Source organism: Brevundimonas diminuta ATCC 11568 (genome assembly GCF_000204035.1).
GTDB classification, from domain to species: Bacteria; Pseudomonadota; Alphaproteobacteria; order Caulobacterales; family Caulobacteraceae; genus Brevundimonas; species Brevundimonas diminuta.
Window position 1 is genome coordinate 636021 of record NZ_GL883084.1, and the last position, 3966, is coordinate 639986.

General features: G+C 67.7%; 5 protein-coding genes and 1 pseudogene. 1 reads left to right on the forward strand and 5 read right to left on the reverse strand.

What is annotated here, in order from left to right:
- Positions 1-15: 15 nt before the first annotated feature.
- The 5 genes from BDIM_RS03310 to prfA form a co-directional block, all read right to left on the reverse strand.
- Positions 16-213, reverse strand: a complete 198-nt coding sequence (locus BDIM_RS03310) for a helix-turn-helix transcriptional regulator (protein WP_003164157.1) — start codon at positions 211-213, stop codon at positions 16-18.
- A complete protein-coding gene (locus BDIM_RS03315) occupies positions 210-653 on the reverse strand; it encodes a hypothetical protein (RefSeq protein ID WP_003164158.1) in 444 nt (147 codons plus the stop codon). Before BDIM_RS03315 ends, BDIM_RS03310 begins: the two co-directional genes overlap by 4 nt.
- Before the next feature lie 10 nt (positions 654-663).
- Positions 664-1107 (reverse strand): hypothetical protein, encoded by a 444-nt coding sequence (locus BDIM_RS03320; RefSeq protein ID WP_050796584.1) that lies wholly within the window; start codon positions 1105-1107, stop codon positions 664-666.
- Positions 1108-1187: 80 nt separating this feature from the next.
- Positions 1188-2402: a DNA recombination protein RmuC gene (locus BDIM_RS03325; RefSeq protein WP_003164161.1), complete on the reverse strand. Its 1215-nt coding sequence runs from the start codon at positions 2400-2402 to the stop codon at positions 1188-1190.
- Positions 2403-2474: 72 nt separating this feature from the next.
- Complete coding sequence (gene prfA / locus BDIM_RS03330; RefSeq protein ID WP_040344661.1) at positions 2475-3542, reverse strand: peptide chain release factor 1; 1068 nt, start codon at positions 3540-3542, stop codon at positions 2475-2477.
- 187 nt (positions 3543-3729) lie between these two features.
- Between prfA and BDIM_RS17805 the strand changes: the two are divergent.
- Positions 3730-3966 (forward strand): annotated as a pseudogene (locus BDIM_RS17805) (response regulator); the annotation flags it as partial.

Genomic DNA, 3966 nt, shown 5'->3' on the forward strand with positions numbered 1-3966 from the left:
AAAGAGAAACAGCCGTCAGCCTTCTTCGTCGATAAAGATGGATTCGATCGGCATCTGGAACAGCCGGGCGATCTTGAACGCCAGCGGCAGGGAGGGGTCGTAGCGGCCGGTCTCGAGCGCGTTCACCGTCTGACGCGACACGCCCAGTTCGTCGGCCAGGTGCGCCTGGCTCCAGTCGCGCTCGGCGCGCAGCACCTTGAGGCGGTTCTTCATGCACGTCTCTCCTGGCCGGGACGCGACAGGTTGAAACGCGCCACCTGGGCCATCGCCTCGCCGAACAGAAAACCGCCCGCAGGCAGGGTCGCCAGCATGACAGGGCTGACTCCATCGCCCATCAGGCTCAAGATGACGAACAGGGTCGAGCCGTAGGCCAGGGCCCACCAGCCGCCCTGAGCCTGCGCCATCAGGGCCAAACGCTCTTCCAGCTCATCGATCGCCGCCTGTCGGCGAAGCACGGCGATCCAGACGAAGACAGGCAGAACCACGGCGGCTGCGGCCAGCGCCTTCAAAGGCAGCGCGTCGTCGCCCGTCGACAGGTAGGCGCCGCCCCAGGCGGCGCCGGCGAGCCAGACGACGCCCGCCGCCATCTTCAGCAGGAACAACACACCGGTTCGGGCCAAGGGCTTGTCGCCCATGAAAGCGCTGTCGCTCACGGCATTCTCCTCAACGACGGCCCAGCCACCACCAGGCCCAAGCCAGGCTGTAGCCGGCGACCTGGAACAGTAGAATGGCCATCATGCCGCTCAACAACAGGTCAGGCGGGGTCTCGCCCACCCACCGCGGTAAAAGAATTTCGTCCCGGCGCAGAGACAAGACCAGCAGCAGCACGGCCCCGACGGCCATGCCCCCCATGCCGCCCCAGAACCAGGACCACTTATGGGCTTCGCGCGCCGCCTCATCGAGATGACGCCACCACCAGATGCAGATCAGCAAAGTCCCGGCCATGACCAGGGCCAGCATGGCAGCGGTCATGGCAAAACCGGCCACGCCCGGCTGGTCTGACAGAACAACGCCGAGGACGCCGCCGAGCACTCCCAGCGCGAGAGACACGACGAACACCAAAAGAGCGCCTCGCACTCCGAGCGGCTTGAACGATTTGGACGACATGGACGCTCTCGAGGACAAACAGACAAGTTTGTTTGTCACCCTCAGCACAAAACGTCAAGCGTGTTTGTCACACTCAGTCGTCACTCCGGCGCGTTCAGCAGCTCCGGGCGGCTGAGGGCGCGGGGCGATTGTTCGACGGCGTTCAGTTCGGGAAGCTCCTTGCCCTCATGATCGACCTTCAGATCCTCGAAGCGGCGGGCTGAGACCATCACCTGGCTTTCCAGCGAGCCGACGAACTGGTTGTAGCGGGAAACCGCCGCGTCCAGCGCCTTGCCGACCGAGGCGGCGTGGCCGCCCATGACCGACAGCCGCTTGTAGAGCTCCTTGCCCAGCTTGGCGACGTCCTCGGCGTTGCGGGCCTGCTCCTCGGCGCGCCAGCCGTAGGCGACCGCCTTGCACAGGGCGAACAGGGTGGTGGGCGTGACGATGACCACGCGCGAGGCCATGGCCGTGGTCATCAGGTCCGGCTCATGATCCAGCGCGGCGGCCAGGAAGGCGTCGCCCGGCAGGAACATGGCGACGAAGTCGGGGCTGGGCTTGAACTGGTCCTGATAGGCCTTGGACGACAGCTGGCGCACGTGGGTCTTCATGCTGGCCGCAGTGCGCAGGGACATGGCGCGGGCCTGGGCCTCTTCATCGCCGTCCGCCTCGTCGGCGAAGGCCAGCGACACCTTGGCGTCGATGACGAACATGCCGCCGCCGGGCAACTTCACGATGAAGTCCGGGCGCTGTTGGCGGCCCTCGTCGGTGGCCGAGGAGTTCTGCTCTTCGAAGTCGAAGCGGCCGGCCATGCCCGCCGCCTCCAGCACGTTGCGGCAGGTCTGTTCGCCCCAGCGGCCGCGACGGCCGGTGTTGCCCTTCAGCGCCTCGGTCAGGCGCCGCGCCTCGTCGCGGGTGGCGGTCGAGGCGGCCATCAGCAGGTTGAGTTGCTCCTTCAGGCCGCCGGTCTCGTCGGCGCGCGCCTTTTCCAGCGCCGTGACGTGCTGCTGAAACTTGGCGAGGGTCTCGGACACGGGCTTGAGCTGGGCCTCCATCCGCTCACGCGCGACGCGGTCCTGGGCCTGAAAGGTCTCGGTGGCGCGGGCGACCAGCTTGGTCGCCACCGCCTCGGCCGACTGCGACGCCTGAGCCTTGAGGAACTCGGCCATGGAGTCCCGGCTCTCCTCCATCAGCGCCAGCCGCGCATCGGCGGCGTCCAGCGCGCCGCGCGTCTTCTGCCAGCCCATATAGGCCCACAGGAAGCCCGCCGCGGCGACCGCGACAAAGGCCAAGAGGACGAGTTCCAGCATGTTCATGCTCCGTTCCTAGCGGGAGTCGGAGCCAGATTAAAGGTGGGCCGCGTCAGACGCGGACGCGCCTGCGCCACCTCAGCCCAGTTCGGCTTCCAGATCGGCCAGGCGGGCGGCCTGGTCTTCGGCGATCAGGGCGTTGAGCATGGGGTCGAGGTCGCCCTCGAGGATTTGCGGCAGGCTGTGCAGGGTCAGGCCGATGCGGTGATCCGTCACCCTTCCTTGCGGGAAGTTGTAGGTGCGGATGCGTTCGGAGCGATCGCCCGAGCCGACCTGGGACTTGCGCGCGTCGGAACGGGCGGCGTCCTTAGCCTGGCGCTGCATGTCGTAGAGGCGCACGCGCAGGTTCTTCATCGCCTTGTCGCGGTTCACATGCTGCGACTTTTCCGAAGAGGTGGCCACGATGCCGGTGGGCAGGTGGGTGATGCGCACCGCCGAGTCGGTCTTGTTGACGTGCTGGCCGCCCGCGCCGGACGAGCGATAGGTGTCGATGCGGATGTCCTTGTCGAGAATCTCGATCTCGACGTCCTCGACCTCGGGCAGGACGGCGATGGTCGCCGCCGAGGTGTGGATGCGGCCGCCCGCCTCGGTGGTGGGCACGCGCTGGACGCGGTGGACGCCGCTCTCGAACTTCAGGCGGCCGAAGACGCCCTCGCCGCTGACAGTGGCGATGATCTCCTTGAAGCCGCCGGCGTCGCCCTCGGCGGCGCTGTCGATCTCGACCCGCCAGCCGCGCGACTGAGCGTAGCGCGAGTACATGCGGAACAGGTCGCCCGCGAACAGCGCCGCCTCGTCGCCGCCGGTGCCCGCGCGCACTTCCAGCACGGCCGAGGCGTTTTCATCGGCGTCGCGCGGGGCCAGCAGCAGGGCGACTTCACGCTCCAGTGTCGGCAGGCGCTCGGTCAGGGCGTCCAGTTCATCGGAGGCCAGGGCGGCCATTTCCGGGTCGGCGGCCATGGCCTTGAGGTCGTCCGCCTCGGCGCGGGCGCGGGCCAGGGCCTGAACCGCGTCGGCCACGGGCTTGAGCTCGGCGTGCTCTTTCGACAGGCGCACGATCTCGGCGCCGTCGGTGGCCGCGCCCATGCGCGCCTCCACCTGATGGAAGCGGTCGAGCACCTGATCGAGCCGGGCCTGAGGCAGTCGCAACGGCGTGTCCTTGCTGAGAAAATCGAGCGCGGAGCCTTACCCGCGACACGCCGCCGTGTCGATAAAAACGCCTCTACACGCGCTCATGGAGCAATCGTGAACAGCCGTCACAAGCCCGTCAGGCCGGTTTTTTCGCAACTGCAAAACCCCTAGCTGCTGTGAGGCTGAAACAGAAGGAGACAGGGGCATGACCGTCATCAAGCCTCAGAACGCCGCCCCGCCGGGCGCGGCGAATACCGATGCGGCGCGACTGTGCGCCCTCTACGACGGCCTGTTGCAGGCGGGCGGAACGGTGTCGCCCGAGGCCGAGCGCGAGTTGAGAGCCCTGGCCAAGATCTTCGACCTGGACGCCGAGCGCCCCGCCGCCGAACTGTGGCCCTATGTCCGCGCCGTCCTGGTGCGCCAGGCCCCGGCGCCGGAGCGG

Bases quoted from the DNA above. Each gene is read 5' to 3' on its own strand.
- BDIM_RS03310 (WP_003164157.1), bottom strand. From the start codon at position 213: ATGAAGAACCGCCTCAAGGTGCTGCGCGCCGAGCGCGACTGGAGCCAG.
- BDIM_RS03320 (WP_050796584.1), bottom strand. From the start codon at position 1,107: ATGTCGTCCAAATCGTTCAAGCCGCTCGGAGTGCGAGGCGCTCTTTTG.
- BDIM_RS03325 (WP_003164161.1), bottom strand. From the start codon at position 2,402: ATGAACATGCTGGAACTCGTCCTCTTGGCCTTTGTCGCGGTCGCCGCG.